Genomic DNA, 22,911 nt, shown 5'->3' on the forward strand with positions numbered 1-22,911 from the left:
ATGGCCGAGAGTTGGGCTGATATCGCGGGACGAAACCTCGGCATGCTGCTTGAGGCGTCCCAAAAGGGGCAAGAGGCAGAAGTACGCTCCGCCGTCCCGAACAAGGGCGAGCAGATTGAGCTGCGCGAAGCCGCACTATCCATACAGATTTTGTCATCGGATGGAACCGTCTTTTGGAAAGGAGCGGCCGTCGCGACGCCTCCATTAGCGGATCCAGCCCATTTGCAGAAAGTCATGAGCGGCGACAAGGTATTCGAAACGGTTCGGGACCCGGCGGGCGTCTCGGTCCGTCGGGTCTGGGTCCCCATGCGGCAGGAAGGCCATGTGCGATACATTCTCCAAGCCGAAACACCGCTTCGGCTCATGGAAAAGGCGTGGAACGGCTTAGCCGCTCTCTTGGCCGGCGCCTCGGTGCTTGTTCTTCTGCTCGCTTGGTGGGGGAGTAATTGGCTGGCACGGCAGGCCCTGACCCCTGTCGAAGTTTTGAGCGAGACGGCGCAGAAGATTTCCGAACCCTCTTCGCTTGGCACACGCCTCAGTCTCGATGCGCCATATGATGAATTTAGACGTCTCGCACAGGCCTTCAATACGATGATGGACCGGATCCAGAAAGTCGTCGACGGCCAGCGGCGGTTCGTGGCCGATGCCGCGCATGAGATTCAAACTCCTTTGACGGCCTTAAAGGGCAATCTTGAAGTAGCGTTCCGAAAAAATCGGAAGGCCAGTGAATATCGAGATACCCTGATCAGTAATCTTGGAGCCGTCGAACGATTGATCAACCTGTGCCGTTCGTTGATCACGCTAGCCAGGCTCGCGGGCCAAGACGCGTTCGCATCGATGCAGCAGTCCGTCCCGATCCAACCACTATTGCAAGAACTTATTGATGAACTTATGCTCCTGGCACAAGACCGCGAGATCACGCTCACGCTAGACGCCGAGCCCGCTCTGTCGGTTTTCGCCAACAGGGAGCAACTTCAGCGTGTCTTTTTCAATCTGCTCGATAATGCCCTTCGCCATACCTCGCCAGGCGGCACGATCGCCGTGCGCTTGAGATCCGACCGCGACAGCACGATCATCGAAGTTTCGGATACGGGTGAAGGAGTCGACTCAGAACACCTTCCACACATCTTCGAACGGTTTTACCGGGTAGATAATGCCAGATCCCGGGAATCAGGCGGGGTGGGGCTTGGCCTGGCCATCGTCAAAGAAATTGTCGGGGCGCACAATGGAGACATCACGCTGACTAGTGAATTGGGCAAAGGGACAACTTTTACCATACGCCTTCCCAGCACCAGCCACAGAGTATAATTTTGAGGTAAGAGGCAAAGAAAGCTAAACCCCTTTAATCGATGTTCCCCGCAAGGGACTCACCCGTCAGTGGCTCTTGCTTTTGCACGGCCTCCTCTATGGGGGCACAGGAGTCGGACTTACCATTGTGCATCGAATTATTTCAGGACATGGTAGGAAAATCTGAGTGGAAGCAGAAGTCCACAAGGGCGCGACTTCTACTTCATGTTACAAGGAGACAAGCGAGATGACGAGAGGACCAATTGATATTCTGCTGATCGAGGACAATGCCTCCGATGCTGAACTGACAGTGCATGCATTTCAGAAATACAGTCGAACGAAACATATTCACATCGTGCGCGACGGGGCAGAGGCGCTCGACTTTGTTCACCGTACCGGCGCGTACGCCAACCGGGATGAGCCTACGCTTCCGAAGCTGATTCTCTTGGACTTAAAGTTGCCTCTGGTCGACGGGCACTATGTCTTGCGCCAGATTCGCGCGAACCCGGCTGTACGCCATGTTCCAGTCGTAGTGCTAACGTCGTCCCGTGAAGCACGGGACATCTACCAATCCTATCAATTGGGAATTAGCAGCTATATTGTCAAGCCAGTCAATTTCGATGCATTCATCGAGACCGCGAAGACAATCGCAAAATATTGGCTGGAATTGAACCAGCCACTAGTTGATTGATCGCTTCACCGTCCTTCTGTTACGGGCTTATCGGAGCGCCCAACCCCGCCCTGCCCCTGAGGACTCCATGTCGACGCTAGGCTCAATGGAATGCCAACTGTTCACGCGGGGCTTAAGCGGGTGTCGACCACATCGGCAGCAGGCCAGTCTTTAAGGAAGTAGCTCGAGAATCCATGTCCGTTTCCCTGCTCCTTCTCCTCACCTAAATATCGCCGATGCAAGTACTACACATTCCCTTGTATTGTGGGCCATTGGAAAGAGCGTGCATCATGCAAAGGCACCAATTGCTAGGCTTATAGTGCATGGTGAGATGAAAAGCTTGTCTTAGATTAATGATTCGTTATCGCTTGATCAAACGCGAGGTCTAAGCAATCGCCGAGGTACTCACCATACGTCTTTAGCGCCATCCTAGCGGTCCCTGTGAAGACAGAAAGAGCAATCGGTATGTCATGAAGCAGTTGATTGAGTTGGTACTCAATCATGGAGGTATGCCAGCTTGCTTCTTTGACACGATTCTCAAGAAATCGAAGACCTTTGATCGCGTCGGGGCCGAGCACTTTAGCAATTTTTGTCATCGCAGCAGCACCATACGTGATGGAGAGCCGCTGAATTTCAAACTCGATAGCGAGTTGGCCATAAGGAGCGTCACCTGAAATAGTCGCCTCGTGCAACGCGCGATAGTTCAGAACTCCATCCGTAAGGGGTTGGCTTAGGAGTTCGTCTGCATTAAGTTGCCGATCATGCTTGGTATTCCACTGATCAACTAGCCATCGCGTGTCATCTACGAAAGCTAAATGATGATCTTTCTCTTGGTTGGCATGGGATACGAGAAATGCTCCAACTTCGGCAAAGCCCAGTTCCTGACATCGTTCTCCGGCGCGCCTAATCCAGCCCTCCACTGGTTCTGTCATTGCCACGCCAAGTGAGCAATACTCAATCAAGAAGAGTTCAAGAATGAGGGCATCCGGCATGTCGAGAAACCGCCAAACTTGATTTTGGGACAGCGCGAGTCGAAAGGGTTGTACTTGTGGGCCATAAGTGGAATGGATGAGATAGGCATGGTCGAGCATCGGCATAAGATATCCCGAGGATGCCCGTGGCTGGTAGTGGGTAAACTCCTTAGGTGTTGATGACGGAGGCGACTTGAATCGCGTTCTAATTATCGATGACGATCCTGTTACGTTGGCCGTCTTGCCTGCTCTTATCAGTAGTCGTCTTCCGGACACTATTGTTGATACGGTTGCGACTGGAGAGGCGGCGCTTGCGTTGCTCCGGACTTCGCCGTATCAACTGATCTTGCTCGATGTTCACATGTCTGGTATTGAAGGGCTGGCGCTTTTACGACAGTTCAGAACCGATGTCGCAGAGACACCCGTCATTGTGATGACCGCAAATCTAACAGAAAGCGTTGAGAACGAAGCGTCCCAAGCAGGCGCCTATGCGTTTCTCCCCAAGCCGGCCTTCCCCGATGTCGTCATCGCAAAGATTCAAGCAGCCCTGCAGCGCACGTCGCCGTAGTGAGTTTTATAATACGAGTTCCTGTACTTTTGGCCCTGTGGCGCTATTCTTGAGAATCAGCATGTCGTGATCACAGGAATGATCATGACGTATCCCCCGAAAACGACGGCAGCTTAAATTGGAGTAAACGGCCCGCTGATTAAGATTCACAGGGCGAGGACTTTCGCCGGCACCTCAATAAGGTGCTCGGTGAGACCAATTGATATATCGATATGTAGTAAGAATGTTGGGGTGAGTGACGGGTTTCGAAAAGAAATGGGAACAGTTCGTACCGGCATACGAGAATATTGACTGACGTTTACTGGAATGGCATGGTATCACAAAATCAACGGCTTGGGCACCACAGCGTAGCCAAGTCGCCGGCGGTTCGTATTGCGTCGAGTTGACCAGAATTGCGCCGGAGGTGGTCACCAAAGGGGTCACCCATTACAAATAGAAAAGCATGCCGCGCCGCCCTGACAAGCCACAATTACCTTTAGAAGAGCTGGAAACTTGGGCTTGCCTAGCCGCTGCCGCCGAGGACAAGTTGCCGCATGATGCCCTGCTCCTGCGGCAAATTATTACCGCGATGCTGACAAGAACACGGACACGCGATGAAGGAGAAGCGAAGTTCCTGGAAGGCCTAGGCCAGTACTTAGCAGGCGCTGAACGGGACCCACGTCTAATCGATAAACAAAGGTTCTATACTGAGACGCTAAAGGCGATCGCATCCGCACCAGTCCCGCGAAAAAGTACCCATTATCTCGGCAGCTTGAATATGCAACGTAAATTGTTAGCGCATTTCCTTAGCGAATATCCCTTTCCAACTAGTGCGAACAAACGGTGGGATTGGGTCAAACAATATTGGAAAGATATTGTCAAATTGCTAGATGGCTTTCCCTGCGGCTGCAACTATTCCAGGACTCTTGAACCATTGAATGAAGATGCCGTAACAACGTGGGTGACTGACCTCGATGTTATGCTGCGAATCTTAGCGCATCTGCACAATTCCGCACCGACCTATATCCAAAAGCTCCTATCCGCCGCGAAGTAACGCTCTTCGTTCCCTATCAGCACCCCAATCTTGGATACTTTCCTCGGGAAGTTGTCCAAGAATCATAAGCTACGCTCGGCTACTCTCGGCCTATGCAAGATATGCCTGCATAGGGAGGTCACAGTGAAGCTACAAAGTGCCGTGAAGCTAGCCAAAGATAAGGATCTCTCGCATTTCACAATCAGACGGCTTGGTTGGGAGGGCAAGATTCGGGAATACCGATGCGGGCGAGCGGTACGCTACAACCCCGAAGAACTACTCGCTTACATGGAGAAGGAGGCCGTCACCGCCAGGCCGAGGCCGGACGATGCACTCGAAGGAAGGCGATCATGACAACCGTCGCCGCCGACGCACAAAAAACAAGACGCCAATTCCGCGTTGACAAAGGAGCTGTGTTGAGGGGCATCAACGCGGACGCCTTTTTCAAAGAGTCCCTCCTTGGATATCGCGTCACGGGGCCAACGAAGGCCGTCGCACATTGCATCTTTCACGAAGACCATCGCCCATCCCTCCACATCGATCTCAACCGCAGGCTTTTCCACTGCTTTGGCTGTGGTGTGGGCGGTGACCTGTTTAGTTTCGTGATGCAACGTGATGGCGTCTGCTTCCCTCAGGCGGTCGAGATACTGGCCCGGTATGCGGGACTTGGAATCGTACCTACTCCATCGTCGGATATGCAGGCGGCGATTGGTGCCCGGAAGCTCGCCGCACGGCGTCGTGATGAGGAGCGACGTTACACCGCTGAGATTCGCACCGCGATCGATTGCTCCATGGATGAGCTGCGCGAGGCGGATCGGCTCATCCGGGTCGCTCGGGACATGTCTATTTTCGCATGGAGTGAGTCTGACCTCGACGAGATCATCGATAACGTGGCCGTGGCCCATCTCATTCTAGAAAGGGACATCCTATGAGCGCGGACCCCGGCATTCAATTGGAGCACCAGCGCATCGCATTTCAGACCACGCTCGCGCGGACGCAGGCCGCGTTAGCCATCCTTGCCGGGGAAAGAGGCGATCCCTCGCACAAGGGGCAGCGGACACCAGAGGCAGTCGCTGCGGCGCCTTCCGTGGCGGCCGGTGAGGCATGGCCGACGCTGGATGCGGCCGCCTTACATGGTGTATGCGGCGACATCGTGCGAACCTTAGCGCCTTGCACAGAAGCGGACCCCATCGCCCTGCTGGCGTCCCTCCTAGGTGAGTTGGGCACGCTCATCGGACCCCAGCCGCACCTAGTGCTGGACGGCTGCCGACATTCCTTGCGGATCTGGGTCGTGCTGTGCGGACTCTCATCTAAGAGCCGCAAAGGCACGGCCGACAAACGAACGCAGCCGGTCATTCAGCGTGCCGATCCATCTTGGACCCGGGGCCTCTATAAAGGAACGCTCAGCTCAGGCGAGGGCTTAGTGTACGCGGTGCGGGATCCACAGTTCCGCGAGGAACCCGTCAAACTGCACGGAAAGCCGACTGGCGAAATGCAACGAATCTGCGTCGATCTAGGGATCGAGGACAAACGTCTGTTCTTGGTGCAGTCCGAGTTTGGCGCTGTACTCAAAGTGATGGGCCGGACCGGCAATTCTTTGAGCGGCATCATTCGTGACGCCTGGGACGGCAGCGACTTGGCTCCGATGACGAAGAATGAACGCATCCGCGCGACGGCCCCGCACATCGGCATTGTTGGCCATGTGACAAAAGACGAACTACTTCGACACTTAGATGACACCGAAAAATCGAACGGCTTCGCAAATCGCTTCCTCTGGCTCCTCGTAAAACGGTCCAAGGAATTGCCGTTCCCGCTCAGCCCCCCAGAGGCAGAGCTGACGAAACTGACCGCCCGTCTAGCCGCGGCCATTGAATCGGCGAAAATCTTGACGGAGATCGGCATGACGGCCGCTGCCCGTGATGTCTGGCAATCCACCTATAGTTCCCTCTCGGCAGACCAACCTGGATTGGCCGGGACCCTACTGGCACGTGGCGAGGCGCACGTGATGCGTATTGCGGGACTCTATGCGGCACTTGATGGGCAGGCGTGCATTGATCGCGCCCATCTCGTGGCAGCACTCGCATTATGGGATTACGCCGAAGCTTCCACGCGTCACATTTTTGGCCAAGCCCTCGGCGATCCGATTGCGGATACGATCCTTCGGGCGGTACGGGAGAAGGGCAGTCTGGATAACTCTGCTATCTCCGGTCTATTCGCTCGTCACGAGAGCGCTGCACGGCTGGACCGGGTCAAAGCCAGTCTGACGGCCGCCGGATTGATCCACTGTGTGGAAGTTGGCACCGGTGGCCGACCCCGAACGGTGTGGCGACTGGGTGCGAAGCAAGCGAAAGAAGAGAATTAACACGCTCTTTCTTCGCTTGTTTCGCATAATTCGCAACTCATGGCGGGGAACTGATGGCTTGTTTCGCTTTGTTCTCTTTTTTCGCAACGTCCAGAAAGGTGTGGCGATGAGTTACCTTGAACGGCTGCGGCAGATCGAACTGTAAAGGGCCGCTCCGCCGACGGCAGAGCGATGGCTCATAGCTTTACGTGAGATTGCAGCATTGGCGGACGGAATTCCGGCGGACGATATTCGATTCAAGCCCCTAATGTGCGCTATTGACGCCTGTGAAGCTCGCTACAACGAAGGCGACTGGCTCGGCTTTCAGCAGACCGCCAAGCTGGCGAAAAAAGTTTCAAGGCTAGTGCTGGGTAGCCCCGTGCAATGGACGTCGATAAAAGGCATCCAACAAGCAACGGTCGAGACGGTCATCGAGGATGCGGGAACCATCTGGGTCGCTGTCCCTGGCGGTCTCTTTCGCGCAGATCTGCTGGCGCCCTTGGGAGACGCTGAACGATGAGCCGTCGTCGTCAGAACAATGTGTCCGCTCCCCCGCGCGGATTCGGCTCCGTAGCGGCTGAGCAGACCGCGAAGTGGCGGGGCTTCACCACCTGGCCACCTCGCCCACATGGAAGGGAAAGCCGATGACGCCGCGGAAACAGAAACGAAGCACCACATGAACGCCAAAATGGTCACCGAAAGGAGGACATATGCGATTGACGCTATCAGACCGAACATTCATCGCCCAACTTGAGCACCTAGCGAAGGTGCAGGTTGCCTTAGCCCTGGGCCTGTTCGGGCAACCACATGAAGGCAATGATGAAGGAGTTGATCTCAAGATGGGCCAACTGTGGACTGACGACATGTTGACCATAGGAGTGATAGCGCAATCCAACGCCAAAGCTCTATTGGTCGAAACTACAAAAGTGCAAGCAGAATACTACGTTCTCGTCAGCTATGACGAGAATCTATGGAAACAAGCACTACGCGATGCCTTGCCTGAATTTATGTCCAATCAATGAGCTTCGAAGCATGAGTGAAGAGTATCCCAGTGAACGGCGGCCAGACGGACGAGGACCTAAGAACGAGCGATGACTAACAACACACTGGCGCTTGTCATCTGCGCAAGACGCTTTGCACCCCTCGGGAAGGGGTTATGTGACTGCTTGCCGCCGATGGACAATCCGCACCTACCACAAACCAAAAGGAGAACTCATGATCGACACCTATGACCCCCGTGAAACGCTTGTGAGTAACTTCTCTCCGATCCCCGGCATGGGGTCTTACGAACTGGCAGTGCGCGCGTCGAACCCTGGCATTCGGCGATTGTGGGGGTCCACGACCCAGCGACAAATGACCGGCCCCGGACCAGACAAAATATTGTGCCCAGGTGCGGCCGTAGGCGTGTGCGAGGACGGCCGAGTGCGCCACATTCGGACTTACAACGTGCCGCAGGAATTCGCAGGATTTTACTTGGCGGCGATTAGCCCGGAGAAGATCCTGGTGTACAGTCGTGGCACTGTCCGTTTACTCGTCGATGGGCTCGAAAATGCAAAGTTGGGAGATCCAGTATACGTAACGGACATCAACAAATTCTCGATCGAACGCACGGAGCACGCACTCATGATCGGAGAGATCCGGTCCCGTGAGGAAGAGAAGCCCGGGTGGTGCCTCGTGGCCTTCAAATCGTTCCACGATACAACGCCATTCCTCGATCCTGGAAACGCGACACGTTAAGGAGGTCTCTCACACTAACCAAGGAGGACGTATGCAGTACCGAGATCCCGATGAAGCTGAACTGCTCAGGACATTGACGACACCTGAAACCGCGAAAAGCTTATGGCGGAGCCCGAGCGCCGCCGGCCGAAAACTACGACAAGATTTTGATGGTCAGGAAAGTACATTCCTGGCGTATATCGGGGCCATTCAGGCGCGCAGAGGGACGAATGAGGCGAAAAGTGCGTGGGCCTCGTATGCCGGCCACCCATAGCCCTGCGAGAAAACACTATTCGTTCAAGTGCTTCCACTGACGCTGCTTCCTGCGCCAAAGTCGTGATGAACGACCCTCATGAGGGATGATCACGGCACTTAGTTGGGAGGCGGACACATGTACCAACTCAAGACGGAGAATGGGTATCAATTCGGCGAAGTCATTTCTGCACTACAGAAAGACATCCGTCGAGGCCACGAAGTCGAGGCAATGTTCTGGGCCTTGGAGTTGTACGAAAAATACGGCAAGGCTCTGTGGACGCGCTTGCAAGTCATCGTCAACGAAGACATTGGCTTGGGGAATCCCACAGCGATCATCCTGATCCAGACGCTCAAGACCCAATTCGAAGACTTCGCGAGGGCGGGACGAGACGGCAGCATGCGACTAGCTCTCGCGAACGCAATTCTGTACTTGTGCCGATCCCAGAAATCCAGAGAGGCCGACCATTTTCAATGCGTGGTAAATCAACGGCGATTGCAGGAGGGTTGGAGACTTGAAATTCCTGACTATGCACTGGACAAGCACACCTCACGTGGAGCCCGCATGGGCCGCTCCTGGCAAGAGTGGTTCGCAGTGGGCTGCCAGCTGAGCCCTGAACCACAGAGTAACCCCTATCAAAATGAGGCTGAAAGGCTATGGCCTACGATGACAAAAAAAAAGAAGACGGCGAGACGAGACAACCACGAGTCCTCGCTTTTCGACGAAGCTGAGGACTAGACTGCGCCGCGCCTAAGACTTCGGAATAAAAAGCGAACTTAACAGGCTGGGTCGTGATGGCATTTCCACGTCAGGTCTATGCGCATGGAAATGCCAGACACGATACGTGTTGCCAGTTGCGGTGTAATTCCACCCCCAGTCATTTTGCGGTGTGACATCGATGAACCAATCTTGCCACGCTGATGGAGAATTTGTTTTGACGATGTCTCCCACCCAGATTTGATTCGTTTCTGCCATTTGCTGTAGATGACATGCAATATTAGCAGTTGGACCAATTGCCGTAAGAAAATTACGATCCTGTTTTGCTGAGCCTTTCGGTGTACCTATACGAGCAAGTAAAAGGCGACCGACATCGATTCCAATTCGCGCGTCTACACCGGGTATCCCGTGCGAGAGGAGATATGGATTTATTAATTTATTGAGCAGATAGAAAACGGTGAGTGCTATTTCAAGGGCGGGAAGGGAAGTTTCATCATCTTTGCCTGTTAGTATCCCCATAACACCATCGCCGGTATTCTTCTCTACATACCCTCCGAAGTCGTAAATAACGTGCATTACCATGGGAATGACGCAATCCAACATGTGAAGGGTCTTGTTTAGCTCGGCAAGGTCCTCGGAGCCAGTTCTCGTACTGAACGATCTTATGTCGAAAAACAAAACAGCCGCTCGAGTCTGTTTTCCCGATCCTATAGCAATGTCGTCAATAGAGGGAGCAACGCGCGCGTTTATTACATCATCAAGACGATTTGGAAGCTCTTTTGTTATCAGAGAGAATCGCTCCCTGAGAGAATCATAATATTGTGTATTCCATCTAGGCATGTTCTAACCCACGACAAGACAGATAAAATGCTCCCATTGAGAGACGGACCTTCTCGTATTTTGCGTGAAGTACCTTGCTAGCGTAATAATTTTGGCTCGCATACTCTCTTTCAACAGCGGCCTTATCAAGCGAGCGTAGTTGATCATAATATTGAGAAGAACTGGCCTTCGCCTGAATATCTTCCCAGAAGATTGACCCGGTTCCCCCTGTTAACGTCCTAGGATACAGAACGAGCCAGCCGGGTAATACCGGAAAACACCGCCATGCCGAATGCCATCCAGTGGAATGCCAATGGAATAAGCGCTTGAGGCCATTGCGCAATTAGGAAGCCAATTAGCGCGAAATTGCCCGTGATTATTCCAGCAGCCTTTGCATCCGCAACATTGACGTAATGATTCAGATAACTGTTCACTGCTAGCCCGAAACCTGCCGGAGGTCTTTCATTATGCTCGTCAGAACCGTCAGAGGGTGCGCTCATATACCTTCGTCACTACTAAGTCATTATCCCTAAAACTATGACATTGGGGGTGTGGCAATGCAAGGCGATTCCAATAGCGTTGTTTACCCCGCTGTCACCGGACACCCTATCCAGCCTGTCAAAGGCAATAAGTTCCGTCCTGGTTGGGCGATGGTGGTGAAGTGGTGGTCAGGGTCCTTCCTGGGCGGGGGATTGTTGAGGGGACTAAAACCTCACTTTTCCACTGACCTGACGTTTGTTTTGGCCTGTCGCTCATATCAGCTGCAAAACCTTCAAATGATCACGAGAGGACCAAAACCTTGTCCTCACGATTTGTTCATGACCTCTGAAATACCTGGCGGGATCTATTCGGAATCCAGGTCTAGAACCATTCATACTGGATGTTACCGGGCAGCCTCGTAGAATGGGTAGGTACTTACTGCTTGGGTACAACGCTTGATTGATGTTGCCAGCGGAGAAGTCTATGTTGAGCACGTCCTTGACCGACCCTCGGTATCACATTTACTAGAAAATGATTATGGAGCAGTACCCACCAAACATCTATGAGCTGACACTTATTATGACCGAAAACTTCCGTGCGCTGTGGGAACAATGGACCGGTGACCAGCGTGTAGACATGGCAAAGGCGTTCAATTTTTATGTGAATCAAGTTCGGGCACTGGCGACAGATCATGCCGACGCCCCGCTAAAGCAGGCTGATGCTCTTCATGAACTCTGTGAGCATGAGTATGAGATAGACAAAGTCCAGAGGCCAGACCAGATGGCACTGATTCGGTGCCGAAAAGGGTGTTCGTATTGTTGTGAGATCTATGTCGGCATCATGCCCATCGAAGGGAAACTGTTGCTCAGTGTTGCCGCTGAGCAAAACATCGATATTGATTATGACCGTCTCCGCCGGCAAGTGGGGGCCACAACGGCAACATGGCAGAAACTTGCCCCAGCCGATCGCCGCTGTGTTTTTCTCAGTCAGGAGGGAACATGCCTCGTCTATGAGAAACGGCCCCTGGCCTGCCGAAAACATGTTGTCATCAGTGAACCGAATCTATGCAAGCCTGGCTCCACTTCTACGCCATTGATATTATCAGAGCTGGAACTTATTACGATGGCTGCATACAACGAGTTCTCGGTGGGTTCGATGCCGGAGGTCTTATTGAAAGAAAGGGTCTAATACCATCAGCTGAGCGGTGTGCCCGCGAGAAGTCGCTTCGTTCTGCATGCAGATTGGATAGAAATGCGAACATATAGGTTTGCCACCTCGATTGACTACTTGGTATGTCCAACAACGCAGCCATCTGGGCATTCCCGATTCTCACGCATTTCCGCCTGCGAAAGACGGGCAATACCATCGAATGGTCGCTACCGCAGGAAATAGACTCCCCATAAGGGTAATCGACGGCATGAACGGCGAAGTGATGCTAAACCGTAAATAAAATCGTAGCGACATGGAGTGACCATTCGTTTTCCTCGCCTGTAGGAAATGGCTAAGGGACCGGTTGGATTCTTCTTTCTCATAGCCTCGTACGTCGTCCACGTCGCTGTTGAGATGTACTCGAAGCACATCTCGAAAGGCATGAACTGCTTTAGACCCTAAAAACTCTTCTTCGCGTGCCCTCCACCATTCATTGAACTAAAACACCTGGATGGTCCAATTTTGGTACGTTGGCCTCGATACCAACAAGAGTAGGAGTCGATTGGTTTGCGGCCCACTTGGCAATAGCTGCAAAACTAACTGATTTGAAAGCCCCAAATTGCTGCCTGGGGTATGTGAAAGCTGCATGCGGTAAGAGGCTCGATAGAGCTTTCAATAGTGGTCACTAAAAAACGTTCCGGTAGAGGAGTTTCGTCTATGAGATCGGCATTGCGAAGCTGAAAAGGAGATCGGCCGAATAGTGCGGTACCAAACTCCTTAGGCCGATAGAGGCCTCGGACTTCAAAGCTTAGTGAACAAATCGCCCAATCACACAGTTAATAAGTGGTACGCAGCGGAGGGACAATTGATGTGAGGCTGATGATAAGCATATCAGATTCGCATCTAAGTGCGGAGCCTACAGCTATGGCTGGATCTTCTTGGACGCTTTTTCATTTCTCCGCTCAATTGCTTTCTTCTTATCCTGCGGGAGTTGGTCGTAGAGGTGGTTTATAGCATTGGGGTGAGTGATCATCTGGTCGGCGATCAGATTGACGACGTCTAGAAGTGTTAGAGCAGTATCGCGATTGTCCTTTAGATCAATAACGCCTGGATGCACAGCTTCATTTCCGATCACTCTCACAATATCCAACGACTTCTGCACAAGAGGGTTCAAACCCTTTCCCACGAGGCTCGCTATGTCGTCGTCGATGTTCTTTCCTTTTTCGCCGAGCCATGCGCACAGTTTCTGTACGCAGAGCCTTAAGAGAGCGGCAGCACCTCGCGGCGACAGATTGAGGATGTTTCGCGCCTCTTCATAGTCCTGTAACACTTCGTCAGGCAAATCCTGATTTGGTGCAGACCCCGACTTTTGTGGGGGATAAACTAGGCTTTGATGGACCCAAACCGAAATCTCCTGACAGTTAAAACATTTACTGATGAAGAGATTGTTAACGCTGGGGTATGAAGTATATTTCCCGCTACCGTTTTCCCCAAGAAAAACTTGACCGCGTTCCATTTTCTTCATCCAATCAAGCAACGTCGCCCTGACGGGATGATCCACAGGAAGTTCTCGAACATTTTCTTGCCACTGTTCATCCGGTATATGCGGTGTCCTTCGTTCGTTTGCTATGGCTTCTCCATGCAACTCATACCAGTATTGTGTGGTGAAGGCGCCGCAGTGAGGACAGTCAAACGCTGTTCCACTGAGGGAGGGTGATGTGGTTTTCGTCTGCATCATACACCTGGGTTTTTGGAAAAGAATGACATCCATTTACAACTAGGGTCAGACATACGCCCATAGAACTATAGGCCTCAATGGACCATATACACCTGCAAAACATCGTCACCATAGTGATTGATGACTTTGACCGCTATTTTGCCTGACTCAGGCTTGGCAAAGGGCCGGCTCACGGTGGTGTAGAGACTGCCCCATGCCGTTTCGTCGATGTCGGCCCGTAGCGCCCGTTTCAACTTCTCATATGGTTCTTCAGCGCCGGTGAAGTAGGCATGACGTACGAAGAAGCTCTCGCCGTTGTAATTGGTGTCGATGAACCAACACGCAATGTCATCGGTGGAAGCGCTGCGTATCTGCCCGATGGTTGGATCGTACACGTCCACACCCTTGATCTCGACCACGATCTGCCCGTCCTGCTCCTTCCTAATCTCTACATCGGGCTCCCCGAAGACCATGAAAAGGTTCCCCGCACCGGTTTTCTTGAGGAGTTCATCCCCCATCGACAGATCGGGATTCATCTTGGTTGGCAGCACCGTCAGCTTGCCATAACGTTTCACCTCTTCAGGCACGTGGGGGTCGAAAGCAAAGCCACAGACAATGAGCATGTCAAAGCCGACACCCTGCACCGCTTCCTTGGCGGCTTCCTTAACCTGCTGCGGGCCGACAGTGCCGTGTTCAGATCCGATAGAGACCGCGACACGGCGGGTTTTGCCATCGGCATCGGTGTATTGACCCGAAGCCTGAAGCCAAGTCCCGGCGTAGGCATCGAGGCGTTCGAAGGTGAGTCGCTCGCCTTTGCGAGTGTTCTGTACGCCGGCCTTTCTGAGGTTTTCCAAGATCATTGTGGCGAAGTCTTGTTCCTTTCGGGCTTCCTTCTCAGTCACCGTGCCGTCCTGATTCTCATCGGCGGTGGAGAGGACACGATGTGGCGACAGGCTCTCCACCGAGAACGGCCCGCAGACCCGAACCCGCTTGTTGTCCTCGTAGGGCTGGTCGTAGAGGGTTTCCGTATCGGCATGACGCGCGATGGCAGCCGCAATTTGTTCCCGAGTTTGTCCCTCCTTGATGTCTGGGTTGTTGGCGATGGATTTCAGTGTGACATGAGGCACGCGCTTGTAAACGAACCCTTTGCGGATGTCACCTTCCGTCTTGTATTCCGGTGGAATCTTGCCGGTCAGTTCGCTTTCCTTCTTCATGCCTTCTGGCGAATCTGCCAGCAGATAGTAGGGATACTTTGCGGCCATCATACGGGTGCGCGCAAGCGCCAGGGCGACACGACTAGTATCGATGGTGATCCAGCGCCGGCCCCACTGCTCAGCGACGTAGGCTGTCGTGCCGCTGCCACAGGTTGGATCGAGGACAAGATCGCCTGGGTCGGTAGTCATGAGGAGGCAGCGTTCAATGACCTTTGTTGATGTCTCGACAACGTATTTCTTGTCAGATGCAAAACCTACTACGCCTGTGTCAGACCAGATGTTAGACATACCAAAGACCGGGAAGTCATCAAGGAATCGGACGTAGTAAAGTCCGCCGTCCGTCGCTTCAAGCCGCATCGCATTTTTAAGCTTCTCCATTCCAGCTTGGCTGGTCTTCCAATACCCACGATTCGGCCGATACATCCGACCATTAAGCTCGACCGGAAAATCGCCTGGTGGCCGCTGACTTGTGAGATTGTCGATGCGATAAATCCTACTTCCTTCAGGCAATAGGGATGGATCGGCACGCTCACGCGCTGTCATTGTTCGCTTTCGCCCGTCGCTCAAAAAAACGCGGCCATATGCACTTCCTTCTAACGTCGTTGCCTTCATCGCAAAGAGATTTCGGTACTTGACCACTTCCTTGCTCTTTGCAAACCAGAGCAAATAATCCGCCACACCAGCGAGCAGTTCGGTTGTTGCACTGCTTGTCTTTGCGACACTGATCAGCGAGCAAAAGTTCTCACTCCCGAACACCTCGTCCAATAAATTCCGTACGAGGTGGACGTTCTCATCGCCGATCTGGACAAACACGCTGCCGGTCTCGGTCAGCAGCTCGCGCGCCACGACGAGCCGATCGCGGAGGTAGGCAAGGTAGGAGTGGATCCCCAGCTTCCAGGTGTCGCGGAAGGCGCGCACCTGTTCGGGCTGACGGGTGGCGTCTTCGGCCTTGCCGTCCTTCACGTCGCGCTTACGAGTGCTTACCTGCCAGTTAGAACCGAACTTGATGCCATAGGGCGGGTCAATGTAAATCGCCTGTACCTTGCCCTTGATCCCTTCCTTCTCGGCCAGCGAGGTCATGACCAGCAACGAATCGCCAAGTATGAGGCGGTTGGTCCAGTTCTGCTCGTGGTGATAGAAGTCGATTTTCTGGTCGAAGTCCTGCGGTCCGCCGTTGAAGTCCGCGAACAGGTTCGGCTCATTGTCGTCTGACTGCACGATACGCGGCAGCGCGTCTATGATAGCTTGCGGGTGAATCTTCTCCTGGATGTAAACAGGCACGATTGGGACGGCAAGGTCTTCGCGGTCCTGCTCGTCCTTACCCTTCCAGATCAGTTGCGGATCGAGTGACTGATCTCGCGGGTAGAGCATTGTTTTGACTGAGAGCTCTTCGTCGGCGACAAAATCCCGCAGTTCCTCTGTGGGAATGTTGGCACGCTTATCCTTGTGGCGGATGGACTCGACTTTTGTCTTGGTATTGTTCTTCTTAGCCTTTGTTTTAGTACTGTTCTTCTTAACCTTTGTCTTTGTGTTGTTCTTCTTAGCCATGGCGACTTCCTTTGTTGGCTACGCCTGCACCTGTGTCAGAAAGCCGCGGATAAGATTTTGGGCATTCCATGGGTCTGCGACTTCGAGGAATGACCAGCGGCCGAATGCGCCGTGATTATTGACGGCCGGTACCCATAGCGTACGCGCCGTGGCGACCTTGGCGGCCTTATCTTTCTTCTTCTCGCCGGTGACTTCGACGATGAGGTTCATGAGGTCATCCGGTCCATGACCGTCGTCAATGCAGGCGATGAAGTCGGGAATGTAGTTCTTTTCCTCACCGTTCAGCGTGTAGGGGATATTAAAACCGAGGTTGTGGTTTTTGACGTAGCGGATGAGCTCTGGCATGTCTTCGAGGGCTTCGGCCATCTTCTGTTCCCAGGAATCTGTATCGGCCACTACGTGTGAGATGTGGCACTTGTCATCGCGGGTGGCGAAGACGGATCGCGTGGTGTCGAAATCAACATAATCGGTGGACGCGATGGTGTCATACGGGCGCAAGATGGGTTTGAGCGCTGCGGTGCCGTCGGTTGACGCGACGATAGCCTTGTAAATCCGATCGGCAGCGTCGTGCGCAAACTCGATTAGCAACAATAGTTGCGGGAAAGTGTTGTCTTTGAGCGTTACCTGTTCAGCAAGCCACTGCTTCGCGATGCCGAGCAATTGTGGAAAAAGCCACGGCTTGTCGTTGCCGTCGTCGTCGCGAAAGTACTTTTCGAGTGTAAGCCTGGCGAGGAGGAAGGCGACTTCGTTCGGCCGGCGGCGCTTCAGATCGTCAAGCGTGTGGATGCTAGTCTCGCCGACGATGGGCGCATTCTCAGTTTTGGTGGGTATGTTGACAGTGGATAGGATGAGCCGTGATTCATCGGTGAAGGTCGCTGTTAGCAATTCACCCGCCGTGTCGTAACGGTAGCCGAGGAGCCGCGGAAAAGTGATTTTGCATGCGATTCGGCTCTCGATAGCGTGAACTCGCGTGGGCAGCGGGCCTGGCTTGGGATCTTTGGTTGCGCCGCTGCACGGAATGAATGAAAATGGCACGCCGTAGACCTCGGCATATTCAGGATCGAAATGCCCCTTGTCGTTGGGGGCATAACTCATGCGACGCAGGGCACGGCCAACGACCTGCTCACAGAGCAGTTGCGTGCCGAAGGCACGCACGCCGAGAACGTGGGTTACAGTGTTGGCATCCCAGCCCTCGGTAAGCATGGAGACGCTGACCACGCACTTAACGTGTTCCCCGAGCTTCCCCGGCTTGCCGACGGTATTCATTACTTCGCGAAGCAGGTCTTCATCTGCAAGATTATCCGTATCACGACCAGGGAACCGGACGCGGTAGTCGTCCTTGAAGGCCTCAATTTCGCGAGCGGCGATCTTCTTGAACTCGTCGCTCATCACATTGCCCGACTCAAGTTGCTGGCTGTCCACCAGGATGGTGTTGGGGCGATGGAGCCATGACCCATTGGCATCGTCGTTCCGAAAGATTGGTAACTGCCCCGCCTGGGCGATAATCTGTCCGCCGATCGGCTTTTCCCAACCGGCAATATAGTCAAAGACCAGCTTGGAAACATTGGTGTTGTTACAAACAACGATGAACACTGGCGGCGTAATACCACGTGCGCGGGCCTCCACGTTCTGCTCCCACATGCGATAGTACTTTTCGTAGTTGCCGTAAAGACTAAGCAACGCCCCTTGTAGTTCGACAGGGAGCTTTGGTTCCCTACCCAACGCGTCTGATTTGCGCCCTTTTTTGGGCAGGTGCTCACGGATGCGCACCCACAGGTCGCGGTAGGTGGGCTGTTCGCCGGTCATAGAATCATCGATAACGGGCACACGGGGCACCTTGACGATACCGGCCTCGATGGCGTCGATCAGGGAAAAATCTGAGACCACCCATGGAAACAGCGTGCCCTCGGGATAGCCAGAACCACGCAAAAAGAACGGTGTAGCCGAGAGATCGTAAATGGCCTTTACGCCAATCTTGCCTTTTACGGCCTCGATGCCAGAAATCCAGATGCGGGCCTCCTCCTCACGACTTTTTGCTTCGACGCGATCCTGACCCGTGAGTGCTTCATCGTCGGCATCGGGTTTGCGGCGGTAGCAGTGATGAGCTTCGTCATTGAGAACAATGATGTTCTTTTTCGTACTCAACTCACGACAGACCCGGCGCACCATCTGGTCAGGGGTTTCGGTAAACGGGCTTGGCTGCCCATCGGCAAGAATCGATTTCGTAATCTTGCCAGCCGCAACCTTCTCTCGTAATTGAAAGGCGTGGTGATGATGATTTTGGCTTGACCGAGCTGAACCTGTAGCTGCATCGGAACGACGTCGCGTTGCCGGTAATAATTCTCCGGGTCGTTCGGCAGTAGTACCCGCAACCTGTCACGGATCGTGATACCGGGCGTGACGATTAGGAAGGCATCACTAAAGCGCGCATCCTGCGGGTTGGCAAGTTTGTTGAGGGTGTGCCAGGCGATAAGCATGGCCATGACGACGGTCTTGCCGGAGCCCGTAGCCATCTTGAACGCTGCGCGCGGAAGACGGGGATTGGAGCTGTCGTTCGCCTCACGGATACTGTTCTCAATCCAAGCATCCCCATACTTCTTGGCGACCTCAGTGATGTAGATAGCGGTTTCAAGAGCTTCGTTCTGGCAGAAAAAAAGCTTCTTCTCGCGGTGGGCATCGGTCCAATAAGCAATCAGTTGTGCAGTAGTCGGCGTCACCCCGACATAGCCGCCTTCCCTCCACAGGGCCACGCGGGCACGAATCTGGTTGACGAGCTTGTTCTCTTCAATGCGGTCTTGTGTCCACTCCGTATCGAATTGAAGCTGCTTGGCGTTCTTCTTCTTCGGCTTGGCGATGGGGACGAAATATGAACTCGTTCGGCGTCCGTCATCAATCTCGTTCGTAATACCCTCATCGGAAAAACGAAAATGGCGGGTCGGCTCTTCGAATGGCGAGTTTAGGATCGGGGTCTCGATGACGACTGACTTCATGAAGCTGGTCTCACGCCTATTGCCGTCCTTTGTGCTTCTTCAATACATCGTGTAACGCTTCCTCGATCAGGTCATTGAGCCGCCTGCCCTGCCTAACAGCGAGAACTTTGGCCTCCACCAATAGTGTCGCATCGATCCGAACACCCACCTGACGTTTTTCGTGATCTTTGGTCTTCCCTTTCATAATTAGCCAGGATAGTCACCTACAGAGAACATGTCAAATAATGACTTTTGACATCACTCGGCTATATAATGGTCCTATGGTCCCATGGGACCATAGTTACATGGAAAGACTTTTGATTCATCGAACGCGCGCTTGCGAGAACAGAAAAACGGACGCGACGGTAAGGCTAGCGACCGCCACCAAGTGGCAACGACGAAAGGAGACGTACCGATGGTCTCGGACACGGCCCACACGAAGAGCAATCCACGCCGGGAAGAATGCGGCATTTTTAGCTATGGTCACAAAGCGAAGAGCAAGCACTTCATGGTGCGTCTTAAGCACCGGGGACGGCTGTACCGCAAGTACGGGTTCGCTACCATCACGGACGCCCGACGTGGCGGGATAGTCGCAGAGGCAGGATTGCGGAACGTCGGATGTTTCCCGAACAAGAACGGCTGACTACCGAGGCGCCACTCTTTCGCGAGTATGCGGCACGATGGTTCCAGACCTGTACCGGCAAGCGCCTCAAGCATTCGACTATTCAACGCTATGAAAGCGCGCTGCGTGTGTATTTGCTTCCCGCTTTCGGCGAGATGCGACTGTCTGAGATTGACCGAGGGAAGGTACGGGAATTTGCGAATAGGCTGACGTTGAAGCAAATCAGGCGGAAAGGCATTGGCCCACTTGCGCCCAAGACTATTCATAACGTCATCCGGACATTGTCAGCAATCTTTACGCTGGCGAATGAAGAAAATGTCGTCCCACACAACCCCGCCCGCAATCCCTCAAAGCTGATCCGCATCGTCCGTCACGCGCCGCGCGTCGATGTATTTACCCATGCGGAAGAGTGCCTGATTCTCGATACAGTCAAAGCGTGCCTGCCTGCCTACTACACGTTCATATTGCTCCTCTTTCGCACCGGGCTGCGCGTGGGCGAGGCCGTGGCATTGAAATCCCAAGATGTCGATCTGCGCTCGCGTTATGTCTATATCGAACGCAACTTCACACATGGTCATTTAGAGGAAACGCCAAAAGGTGGGAGGAGCCGCCGCGTAGATTTGACGCGGGATCTCCTCGCAGTCCTGCGAGATCATTTGACACTGCAAGAAGCCGAGGCAGCCTTGGACGGGGAGCGGCGATCGCCCTGGCTGTGTCAGTCTCCTGAGGGGCAACTTATTCGTGGGAACAATTTTCGCGATCGCATCTGGAAGCCGCTGCTGCGTCGGCTCGGACTCCGGTATCGCACCCTCCAAGCCATTCGACACACCTATGCGACGCGTTTGATCATGGCGGATGCCAATATCGTCTACGTCCAACACCAGTTGGGACACTCGACGATCAAATTGACGGTGGACACCTATACACACTGGTTGGAGCTGGCGAAACGCCAGCACACGCTACAAGTGGACCGGCTGATGGATGCGCCCTGTGAGGAGGAACAGCCCAATGAGGGGGTCACCCAAGTGGTCACCCGGGCGCACGCTGACCACCTGAATAAGATTAACCCATTGAACCGAAATGAAGATATCCCACTGAATGTTGGGGTGAGTGACGGGTTTCGAATTTTTGATCTGGCAGCATCCTGTGACACTCCAGACAACAGGAGACGGCATAAACGTAGGAATGGCAAAAGAACATGTTTCCTGGTCTTGTCCCTTGGACCCTAATATGTTATGGGCTAGTGGTCACCTTATTGGTCACTCTAGACGGAGGCTTAATAAGGCTGATCATGTGACGACCTACGTCGACGAAATCTGTGACCGGGCGTGACGACCATTAAACACCCTTACCCCTACACCATACCACCCATCCCCAGCTTAAACCCAAAATTGACAAAAGCGCTCAACCCGTGGGCCATGCTTGAATTTTTGAGAGTCGAAGCCCTGTTGCGGTCGGCCGAAGTTCATCGGATTTTTAATAGAGCGAAAAAGTCCTCCACCGAACGGCTTTTCAAAAAATATGGCATCACCTGGGGCGTCTTACAGGGTCAACATCATCGCTACTTAGATCCGAATTGTCATATAGTGCTCTCCTATCCTGAGGATGCAAATGATCCAGGAGCTGATTTATGGGCTCGTGCAGGCATAGGCGATCTCAAAGCTAGAGGTGAGAGACACCTTATCTTCGAGCACGACCTGCCTTATTCCTACTTCTGTATTAACCATGCCAAAAACCCCCAAACCATCCTTGATGGTTTAAAGCCTATCCTTGAAGCGAGGCATGCCACCTGCAAGATGCAGCATTTCTATCCAGTATACTCACTCAAAAACACATATTGGACTTCGAGTGTGTCTATACCGCACAGTAGCAGCCTGAAACCGGCGATCAGTAATTTTAGTACGTGGGTACGGTATCTCCACTGTTATGACCTGCGGACATGTGAAGGGTTAGCATTTGGGCCAATCGCTCAAACAGTCTATGGATTAAAAACAGCTCGGCCTCGCGCGGAAATAGGGTTTAAGCGAGCTAAGCGCCTCATCATACTGGCTGAGAAAAATCGTTGGCCACCATGGTCGGAGGACCTTCACTAATCGCTTTCTGCCATCCGAAGGCTGCTTCGTGCTGAACCTGGTGCGGCACATGTTTCAGCATTACCCGGCCGCCTCTGAATGCCTTCCCCGTCCGTACAAGGCGTAATGACTACAACGCAGCCTGCAGTCGCCCGACCATAAAGATAAATATGGGAGTCGGCGCACTTGTACAAGTTGTGCACAGTGCCGCCCCAGGGTTGTTTCATACCTCATCGCGCTCCCCGAATCGGGATTCCTTCTCAAGCGACGCTGTCGAGTCCTTGGGCAGTGCTGACCACGGCAATCCATTCCATGTCATGACGCTCTAGCGGCTACTTCCATTTTTTGTTCGCGCTTAAACTCGAATCAAATCTCACCTTCGTTACAGCAGTCGAAGCCGTGCTAGCCAAGTGTAAGTGTAAGCCAAGAAATGTTCACGTGTTGGTACCAACACGATCCTAAATCTTCCATGTTGGGATTGTTGGCATAGCCCATCTGTGTTTTAACGACGAGGAACAACTTGGTGTTGTTCTATTGCAAAGGAGGGAACCATGGGCGATTGGGTGAAAGTAGATGAGGCCACGAAACGGTTAAGCGTATCCCGTGAGTTTTTGTACAAACTGCCGTTGAGCACGCCTGGCGTCCACAAGCTGGGGCGTGCCAAACGATTCGATGTGGAACAGTTGAAGGCATGGGCTGGCACTGCCAAACCCAGCGCCAAATAGTGGAGGTATAGGAATGTTCGAAACGCCGCGCGAACAGCTCCGGGGCCTCCTCAACACTTTG

General features: G+C 53.4%; 23 protein-coding genes and 1 pseudogene. 16 read left to right on the forward strand and 8 right to left on the reverse strand.

Features of this window, described 5'->3' with window-relative positions; all coding sequences use genetic code 11:
• Positions 1-363 precede the first annotated feature (363 nt).
• Positions 364-1,308, forward strand: coding sequence for a sensor histidine kinase (locus ACWHYZ_RS23110; protein WP_447987632.1), 945 nt, complete (start codon positions 364-366; stop codon positions 1,306-1,308).
• 226 nt (positions 1,309-1,534) lie between these two features.
• A complete protein-coding gene (locus ACWHYZ_RS23115) occupies positions 1,535-1,978 on the forward strand; it encodes a response regulator (protein ID WP_447985021.1) in 444 nt (147 codons plus the stop codon).
• Between the two features lie 329 nt (positions 1,979-2,307).
• Here the strand turns inward: ACWHYZ_RS23115 and ACWHYZ_RS23120 are convergent, their stop codons facing one another.
• Positions 2,308-2,949, reverse strand: coding sequence for a hypothetical protein (locus ACWHYZ_RS23120; protein ID WP_447985022.1), 642 nt, complete (start codon positions 2,947-2,949; stop codon positions 2,308-2,310).
• 172 nt (positions 2,950-3,121) lie between these two features.
• Here ACWHYZ_RS23120 and ACWHYZ_RS23125 point away from each other — a divergent pair, with 172 nt between their 5' ends.
• From ACWHYZ_RS23125 to ACWHYZ_RS23170, 10 genes are all read left to right on the forward strand, one after another.
• Positions 3,122-3,496, forward strand: coding sequence for a response regulator (locus tag ACWHYZ_RS23125; RefSeq protein ID WP_447985023.1), 375 nt, complete (start codon positions 3,122-3,124; stop codon positions 3,494-3,496).
• A 442-nt stretch (positions 3,497-3,938) separates the two neighbouring features.
• Complete coding sequence (locus ACWHYZ_RS23130; protein WP_447985024.1) at positions 3,939-4,529, forward strand: hypothetical protein; 591 nt, start codon at positions 3,939-3,941, stop codon at positions 4,527-4,529.
• Positions 4,530-4,652: 123 nt separating this feature from the next.
• Entirely contained in the window at positions 4,653-4,862 is a 210-nt protein-coding gene (locus tag ACWHYZ_RS23135; protein WP_447985025.1) for a hypothetical protein, read from the forward strand.
• The gene (locus ACWHYZ_RS23140; RefSeq protein WP_447985026.1) at positions 4,859-5,440 is read left to right on the forward strand and encodes a CHC2 zinc finger domain-containing protein; all 582 of its coding nucleotides are present in this window, start codon (positions 4,859-4,861) and stop codon (positions 5,438-5,440) included. Before ACWHYZ_RS23135 ends, ACWHYZ_RS23140 begins: the two co-directional genes overlap by 4 nt.
• Positions 5,437-6,870, forward strand: coding sequence for a DUF3987 domain-containing protein (locus ACWHYZ_RS23145; RefSeq protein WP_447985027.1), 1,434 nt, complete (start codon positions 5,437-5,439; stop codon positions 6,868-6,870). The genes ACWHYZ_RS23140 and ACWHYZ_RS23145 overlap by 4 nt, the downstream gene beginning before the upstream one ends.
• Before the next feature lie 202 nt (positions 6,871-7,072).
• Positions 7,073-7,369, forward strand: coding sequence for a hypothetical protein (locus ACWHYZ_RS23150; RefSeq protein WP_447985028.1), 297 nt, complete (start codon positions 7,073-7,075; stop codon positions 7,367-7,369).
• 190 nt (positions 7,370-7,559) lie between these two features.
• Positions 7,560-7,871 carry a hypothetical protein gene (locus tag ACWHYZ_RS23155; protein WP_447985029.1) on the forward strand — a complete coding sequence of 104 codons (312 nt, stop codon included), beginning with the start codon at positions 7,560-7,562 and terminating at the stop codon, positions 7,869-7,871.
• A 193-nt stretch (positions 7,872-8,064) separates the two neighbouring features.
• Positions 8,065-8,586 (forward strand): hypothetical protein, encoded by a 522-nt coding sequence (locus ACWHYZ_RS23160; RefSeq protein WP_447985030.1) that lies wholly within the window; start codon positions 8,065-8,067, stop codon positions 8,584-8,586.
• 31 nt (positions 8,587-8,617) lie between these two features.
• Positions 8,618-8,839, forward strand: a complete 222-nt coding sequence (locus tag ACWHYZ_RS23165) for a hypothetical protein (RefSeq protein ID WP_447985031.1) — start codon at positions 8,618-8,620, stop codon at positions 8,837-8,839.
• Between the two features lie 117 nt (positions 8,840-8,956).
• Positions 8,957-9,556, forward strand: coding sequence for an AAA family ATPase (locus ACWHYZ_RS23170; RefSeq protein WP_447985032.1), 600 nt, complete (start codon positions 8,957-8,959; stop codon positions 9,554-9,556).
• A 12-nt stretch (positions 9,557-9,568) separates the two neighbouring features.
• On the opposite strand, the gene ACWHYZ_RS23175 is transcribed toward ACWHYZ_RS23170, so the two are convergent.
• From ACWHYZ_RS23175 to ACWHYZ_RS23185, 3 genes are all read right to left on the reverse strand, one after another.
• On the reverse strand, positions 9,569-10,138 hold the full coding sequence (locus ACWHYZ_RS23175) for an adenylate/guanylate cyclase domain-containing protein (RefSeq protein ID WP_447985033.1): 570 nt from the start codon (positions 10,136-10,138) through the stop codon (positions 9,569-9,571).
• 229 nt (positions 10,139-10,367) lie between these two features.
• Positions 10,368-10,697, reverse strand: coding sequence for a Pycsar system effector family protein (locus tag ACWHYZ_RS23180; protein WP_447985034.1), 330 nt, complete (start codon positions 10,695-10,697; stop codon positions 10,368-10,370).
• Positions 10,594-10,854, reverse strand: a complete 261-nt coding sequence (locus tag ACWHYZ_RS23185; RefSeq protein ID WP_447987646.1) for a hypothetical protein — start codon at positions 10,852-10,854, stop codon at positions 10,594-10,596. Before ACWHYZ_RS23185 ends, ACWHYZ_RS23180 begins: the two co-directional genes overlap by 104 nt.
• Before the next feature lie 517 nt (positions 10,855-11,371).
• On the opposite strand from ACWHYZ_RS23185, the gene ACWHYZ_RS23190 reads away from it, so the two are divergent.
• Positions 11,372-12,022: a YkgJ family cysteine cluster protein gene (locus ACWHYZ_RS23190; RefSeq protein ID WP_447985035.1), complete on the forward strand. Its 651-nt coding sequence runs from the start codon at positions 11,372-11,374 to the stop codon at positions 12,020-12,022.
• Positions 12,023-12,905: 883 nt separating this feature from the next.
• Here the strand turns inward: ACWHYZ_RS23190 and ACWHYZ_RS23195 are convergent.
• The 4 genes and pseudogenes from ACWHYZ_RS23195 to ACWHYZ_RS23210 all read right to left on the reverse strand — a co-directional run bounded on the left by ACWHYZ_RS23195 (position 12,906) and on the right by ACWHYZ_RS23210 (position 19,636).
• Positions 12,906-13,754 carry a DUF4145 domain-containing protein gene (locus ACWHYZ_RS23195; RefSeq protein ID WP_447985036.1) on the reverse strand — a complete coding sequence of 283 codons (849 nt, stop codon included), beginning with the start codon at positions 13,752-13,754 and terminating at the stop codon, positions 12,906-12,908.
• A gap of 41 nt (positions 13,755-13,795) precedes the next feature.
• Positions 13,796-16,462: a site-specific DNA-methyltransferase gene (locus tag ACWHYZ_RS23200; RefSeq protein WP_447985037.1), complete on the reverse strand. Its 2,667-nt coding sequence runs from the start codon at positions 16,460-16,462 to the stop codon at positions 13,796-13,798.
• Between the two features lie 18 nt (positions 16,463-16,480).
• Positions 16,481-19,452 (reverse strand): annotated as a pseudogene (locus tag ACWHYZ_RS23205) (BPTD_3080 family restriction endonuclease).
• A gap of 16 nt (positions 19,453-19,468) precedes the next feature.
• Entirely contained in the window at positions 19,469-19,636 is a 168-nt protein-coding gene (locus ACWHYZ_RS23210; RefSeq protein WP_447985038.1) for a hypothetical protein, read from the reverse strand.
• A gap of 210 nt (positions 19,637-19,846) precedes the next feature.
• Here ACWHYZ_RS23210 and ACWHYZ_RS23215 point away from each other — a divergent pair, with 210 nt between their 5' ends.
• From ACWHYZ_RS23215 to ACWHYZ_RS23225, 3 genes are all read left to right on the forward strand, one after another.
• The gene (locus tag ACWHYZ_RS23215) at positions 19,847-20,074 is read left to right on the forward strand and encodes a hypothetical protein (RefSeq protein ID WP_447985039.1); all 228 of its coding nucleotides are present in this window, start codon (positions 19,847-19,849) and stop codon (positions 20,072-20,074) included.
• Positions 20,050-21,282 carry a tyrosine-type recombinase/integrase gene (locus ACWHYZ_RS23220; protein ID WP_447985040.1) on the forward strand — a complete coding sequence of 411 codons (1,233 nt, stop codon included), beginning with the start codon at positions 20,050-20,052 and terminating at the stop codon, positions 21,280-21,282. The genes ACWHYZ_RS23215 and ACWHYZ_RS23220 overlap by 25 nt, the downstream gene beginning before the upstream one ends.
• A gap of 1,394 nt (positions 21,283-22,676) precedes the next feature.
• Positions 22,677-22,850 (forward strand): hypothetical protein, encoded by a 174-nt coding sequence (locus ACWHYZ_RS23225; protein WP_447985041.1) that lies wholly within the window; start codon positions 22,677-22,679, stop codon positions 22,848-22,850.
• Positions 22,851-22,911: the final 61 nt, after the last annotated feature.

The sequence above is a fragment of the Nitrospira sp. Nam74 genome (assembly GCF_965152615.1).

What these genes read in the sequence shown, in the direction of transcription:
- ACWHYZ_RS23140 (WP_447985026.1), top strand. Translation starts at nt 4,859, where the DNA reads ATGACAACCGTCGCCGCCGACGCACAAAAAACAAGACGCCAATTCCGC.
- ACWHYZ_RS23145 (WP_447985027.1), top strand. Translation starts at nt 5,437, where the DNA reads ATGAGCGCGGACCCCGGCATTCAATTGGAGCACCAGCGCATCGCATTT.
- ACWHYZ_RS23190 (WP_447985035.1), top strand. Translation starts at nt 11,372, where the DNA reads ATGGAGCAGTACCCACCAAACATCTATGAGCTGACACTTATTATGACC.
- ACWHYZ_RS23210 (WP_447985038.1), bottom strand. Translation starts at nt 19,636, where the DNA reads ATGAAAGGGAAGACCAAAGATCACGAAAAACGTCAGGTGGGTGTTCGG.
- ACWHYZ_RS23175 (WP_447985033.1), bottom strand. Translation starts at nt 10,138, where the DNA reads ATGTTGGATTGCGTCATTCCCATGGTAATGCACGTTATTTACGACTTC.
- ACWHYZ_RS23110 (WP_447987632.1), top strand. Translation starts at nt 364, where the DNA reads ATGGAAAAGGCGTGGAACGGCTTAGCCGCTCTCTTGGCCGGCGCCTCG.
- ACWHYZ_RS23130 (WP_447985024.1), top strand. Translation starts at nt 3,939, where the DNA reads ATGCCGCGCCGCCCTGACAAGCCACAATTACCTTTAGAAGAGCTGGAA.
- ACWHYZ_RS23225 (WP_447985041.1), top strand. Translation starts at nt 22,677, where the DNA reads ATGGGCGATTGGGTGAAAGTAGATGAGGCCACGAAACGGTTAAGCGTA.
- ACWHYZ_RS23195 (WP_447985036.1), bottom strand. Translation starts at nt 13,754, where the DNA reads ATGGATGTCATTCTTTTCCAAAAACCCAGGTGTATGATGCAGACGAAA.
- ACWHYZ_RS23220 (WP_447985040.1), top strand. Translation starts at nt 20,050, where the DNA reads ATGTTTCCCGAACAAGAACGGCTGACTACCGAGGCGCCACTCTTTCGC.
- ACWHYZ_RS23170 (WP_447985032.1), top strand. Translation starts at nt 8,957, where the DNA reads ATGTACCAACTCAAGACGGAGAATGGGTATCAATTCGGCGAAGTCATT.
- ACWHYZ_RS23155 (WP_447985029.1), top strand. Translation starts at nt 7,560, where the DNA reads ATGCGATTGACGCTATCAGACCGAACATTCATCGCCCAACTTGAGCAC.
- ACWHYZ_RS23185 (WP_447987646.1), bottom strand. Translation starts at nt 10,854, where the DNA reads ATGAGCGCACCCTCTGACGGTTCTGACGAGCATAATGAAAGACCTCCG.
- ACWHYZ_RS23215 (WP_447985039.1), top strand. Translation starts at nt 19,847, where the DNA reads ATGGTCTCGGACACGGCCCACACGAAGAGCAATCCACGCCGGGAAGAA.
- ACWHYZ_RS23160 (WP_447985030.1), top strand. Translation starts at nt 8,065, where the DNA reads ATGATCGACACCTATGACCCCCGTGAAACGCTTGTGAGTAACTTCTCT.
- ACWHYZ_RS23115 (WP_447985021.1), top strand. Translation starts at nt 1,535, where the DNA reads ATGACGAGAGGACCAATTGATATTCTGCTGATCGAGGACAATGCCTCC.
- ACWHYZ_RS23120 (WP_447985022.1), bottom strand. Translation starts at nt 2,949, where the DNA reads ATGCCGGATGCCCTCATTCTTGAACTCTTCTTGATTGAGTATTGCTCA.
- ACWHYZ_RS23200 (WP_447985037.1), bottom strand. Translation starts at nt 16,462, where the DNA reads ATGGCTAAGAAGAACAACACAAAGACAAAGGTTAAGAAGAACAGTACT.
- ACWHYZ_RS23165 (WP_447985031.1), top strand. Translation starts at nt 8,618, where the DNA reads ATGCAGTACCGAGATCCCGATGAAGCTGAACTGCTCAGGACATTGACG.